The 3,730-nt window shown below is 37.7% G+C and carries 4 protein-coding genes; 2 read left to right on the forward strand and 2 right to left on the reverse strand.

Going from position 1 to position 3,730, the window contains the following annotated elements:
* The first annotated feature begins 483 nt into the window (after window positions 1–483).
* Window positions 484–900 carry a response regulator gene (locus ACZFYI_RS17120; protein WP_462525346.1) on the forward strand — a complete coding sequence of 139 codons (417 nt, stop codon included), beginning with the start codon at window positions 484–486 and terminating at the stop codon, window positions 898–900.
* A gap of 116 nt (window positions 901–1,016) precedes the next feature.
* Here ACZFYI_RS17120 and ACZFYI_RS17125 read toward each other — a convergent pair whose 3' ends face one another.
* Both ACZFYI_RS17125 and ACZFYI_RS17130 read right to left on the reverse strand, forming a co-directional pair.
* Entirely contained in the window at window positions 1,017–1,457 is a 441-nt protein-coding gene (locus ACZFYI_RS17125; protein WP_462525347.1) for a nuclear transport factor 2 family protein, read from the reverse strand.
* A gap of 161 nt (window positions 1,458–1,618) precedes the next feature.
* Window positions 1,619–3,370, reverse strand: a complete 1,752-nt coding sequence (locus ACZFYI_RS17130; RefSeq protein ID WP_462525348.1) for an ABC transporter ATP-binding protein — start codon at window positions 3,368–3,370, stop codon at window positions 1,619–1,621.
* Window positions 3,371–3,465: 95 nt separating this feature from the next.
* Between ACZFYI_RS17130 and ACZFYI_RS17135 the strand changes: the two genes are divergently transcribed.
* Window positions 3,466–3,669 (forward strand): hypothetical protein, encoded by a 204-nt coding sequence (locus ACZFYI_RS17135; protein WP_462525349.1) that lies wholly within the window; start codon window positions 3,466–3,468, stop codon window positions 3,667–3,669.
* Window positions 3,670–3,730: the final 61 nt, after the last annotated feature.

Below are 3,730 nucleotides of genomic sequence, written 5' to 3' on the forward strand. Positions count from 1 at the left end.
ATCTAATTTTAATCAAACCAATTGATATACAAAGACTTAATATTTATAATTAGGTGCCTCCTAAGTTCTATCTTGTCTTACTAAAAACTCTAAACACAATAATTTTGACAGCCAATCCAACAATTAAAAAATAATATCATGTTGTGTAGGCTAACTTTAATTTAATTCTGTTTTTCTCTAAAATTCTTGTATTTACTTGAAAATTTTCAATTTATCTTGAAATAATAGTAAACAATCTGAAGAATATAGATGAAAAAAAGTTTGAGATGCGTTTTTCTTGGCATAAAAAGCAAAATAAATTGTTGGCGCGAGTTTAAACTCATTAATTTATTATACTATGAATCAATCACTTATAAAAAATTGTACTTTTATTATATAATTCTCAAACCAAAATTTCATTTTTTAAAAAGTAATTTACTAGATTTAAAAATCAAAAAAATAAATACCAAATAGTTCACCCGCAATCATATAGTTCACCCTACTATGAATTATACAAAAAAATGGAACAAAATCATTTTGGTCGATGATGATGTTGTCACAAATCATGTTCACAAGAAACTAATTAACCACCTGGGTTTTGAAGGCGAGGTTGTTTCTCTTCCTGACGGGAGTCAGGCAATGAACTATATCAGTTCTAGCATAGAGATGCCTCAACCCAAAAAACGCGGAGAAAAACAGCTCGTTCTGCTTGATCTGCATATGCCAAAAACAAACGGTTGGAATTTTCTGCAACAGTTTATGAAATTTGACAAAAGGACGAAAAACAAATTCAAAATTGTAATGATCAGCAGTTCGATACACCCCGATGACATCGATCCGATCACAAAAATCCCTGAGATTCAGGAATATATCATCAAACCGATTTCAGTTGATCACATGAAAAAACTGATCTACGGATAAAATTACCAAACTAAATTTACCATTTTTTAAAAAAATAGCCTCCAAGAATTAAAAATCCCTGACGGACCTAATTAGGTTTTCGGTCAGGGATTTTTTCTTTATACATCCTAAGCTACTTATAATTTATACGCTTGCCTTGCTAAAAGCTTCCATCCGGATTTTTCCTTTTCCCATACCATCATGTTACCTATCCTGATATTTACAGCCTCTCCCGAAGGGTTTTTCCCCTTAATGGTTAGGATATGGCTGACAGTAGCTGTTTTTTTTGACAAATGGATTACCTCATTTTCCCGTTCTATGGATTGATAGCTTAGAGGGGATTTACTAACTACTTCTTTGACAAATCCTTCCTTGTCCTGGATCAAGCCACTAGAATGACCATAATGCAAGGCATCAGAAAGTTGGAAATTGAGCATGTCTTTGTCAGCGGCGATCATAGCCACTACTAATCCATCTATTGCTTTGGAAACATTTTGGGCCTCAGTAGATTGGGCTGACACTTCAATCCTAGAACCTAGAAGAAGTATTAAGAAGAAAAGGAAGGTTTGTTTTTTCATAATCCTAAAGTTAAAGGATTATACTATCCCAATCAACCTCATAGATTATCAAATTATGGCAGGGTTCTGCAGATAAAAACAGGACTTTAGTGAATTTAAACAGGCATTTACAGGTTAAAATAGTTTTTCGACTTGCTAATACCCAAAAATCAACCCAAAACTTAAATCCTTGCCTGATAAGTATAAAGCTGATAGTACCTGCCTTGCTTTGCAATCAACTCTTCGTGTTGACCTCTTTCTACAATTTCCCCTTGCTCAATGACCAATATCTGATCTGCCTGCCTTATTGTACTCAGTCGGTGGGCGATAACAAAAGTCGTTCTGCCATGCATCAACTCTTTCAGACTAGCTTGTATCAATGATTCACTTTCTGTATCCAAATTGGAGGTAGCCTCATCCAAAATCAAAATCCTTGGATCCGCCAAAATTGCCCTTGCAATGGCGATCCGCTGCCTTTGACCTCCAGACAATTTTACGCCCCTCTCTCCTATCAAGGTATTCAGTCCATCTTCAAACCTGTCGGTAAACTCTTGCACATGTGCTGCTTTGACTGCTTGAATTAGCTTTTCTTCAGTCGCATCAGGTCTTGGAAAAAGTATATTATCTCTAATCGTTCCTTCAAAGAGAAAATCATCCTGCAAGACCACTCCCAATTGTGATCTGAAGCTATTCAAAGTGATTTTTTGTATGTCAACGCCATCAACCGTAATGAGTCCTGAATCTGAATTCAAAAATGAAGCTGCCAATCCTGCGATTGTGGTTTTTCCCGAACCTGAGGTACCGACTAGCGCTGTAACTGAACCCGCAGGCGCATTGAATGAAATCCCTTTCAATACCTCTTTTCCCTCTTCATAGGCAAATGAGACATCCTCGAACCTGATATCTCCTTTGATATGGGGGATGGCAACAACCCTTTCCCCACTTGCATTTTCTAATGGCCTGTTCATGATCTCCTCAGTCCTATCCAATCCCGCAAAAGCCTCTGTAAACTGACTGCCAATATTGCTCATCTGTACAATCGGTGCGATCATAAATCCTAAGTAAAGCGTAAATGCCAAGAAATCTCCAAAGGTCATCTGTCCATCCATGATCATATAGCCACCGATTCCCATGATACCTGCTGAAGCCAAGCCAAGCAAAAATGTGGCAGCGGAAGTCACAAAACTCGTTGCTGTCAAACTTGCCTTCACATTCAAAAACAAGCGCTCAACTCCAGCTTCAAAGCTTTTGATCTCTTGTACTTCGGCATTAAAACCTTTGATGACCCTGATTCCTCCCAGAGTTTCTGTCAGCCTTCCGGTGACTTCAGCATTGATTTTTCCTCTTTCTCTAAAAATCGGTCTGATTTTCCCAAAAGCTTTCAGTGAAATAAATCCGAAAATGATCACAGGAACCAACACATACAAAGTCATCAGAGGACTGATGTAAATCAATAAGCCCAGTGAAATTGCCGCTGTCAAAATCCCTCCGATCATCTGCGCAAAGCCTGTTCCCACAAGGTTCCTCACTCCTTCCACATCTGTCATGATCCTCGAAACCAGCTCACCGGTTTTAGTATTGTCAAAAAAACGAATCGGAAGCTGTATGATATGACTTTGGACTTTGGATCTCAATTGAGAGATCAGGTGCTGCGCTTCTACGCTGAGTATCTGTGTGAGGGCATAAGAAGTAATGGCCTGTATGGTGATCGCACCCACAACAATCAAAACGAGCCATTTTAGCATGTCTAAGTCATTTGAGGGGATGACATCATCTATCAGGTATTTGCTTGCTCCAGGCAGAATCAACCCAGAAAGCCTACTTATGATTATCAGAAAAAGGCCTAAAAACAAATGTTTCTTTCGGGGCCAAATGATTGTTTTGAATACATGGGCCATCGTGACCCTATTCTCTTTTGGTTTGGTTTTCGTCATGGTAAAGGGTTAAAAACAGGTTACAACATTAAATGGCATGCGATAAGTTCTTTGATCGCTTGAATCATTTTATCCGATTTTGAGTATATTTGATTATGATAGTTGAAAGATCTAAAAATGAAATAATATTACGGATTTCCGGAGATTTTGAAATCACCGAATTACAAAGGATTTACAGTTTTCTAAAGTACCGTGAAGCCACAAATGATTCTCAGGCAACTGAAGATATTGCAAATGAATTGGCTAACGAGTCGAAGAAAAATTGGTGGGCAGAAAACAAGCACCGATTCATTAAATGAAGGTTGTTATTGACACCAATATAATTTTTAGTGCATTAATGCGCTCCAATTCCAAAATGGG

The sequence above is a fragment of the Aquiflexum sp. genome (assembly GCF_977115555.1).

Coding starts and splice junctions, on each gene's coding strand:
- ACZFYI_RS17120 (WP_462525346.1), top strand. CDS start 484: ATGAATTATACAAAAAAATGGAACAAAATCATTTTGGTCGATGATGAT.
- ACZFYI_RS17125 (WP_462525347.1), bottom strand. CDS start 1,457: ATGAAAAAACAAACCTTCCTTTTCTTCTTAATACTTCTTCTAGGTTCT.
- ACZFYI_RS17130 (WP_462525348.1), bottom strand. CDS start 3,370: ATGACGAAAACCAAACCAAAAGAGAATAGGGTCACGATGGCCCATGTA.
- ACZFYI_RS17135 (WP_462525349.1), top strand. CDS start 3,466: ATGATAGTTGAAAGATCTAAAAATGAAATAATATTACGGATTTCCGGA.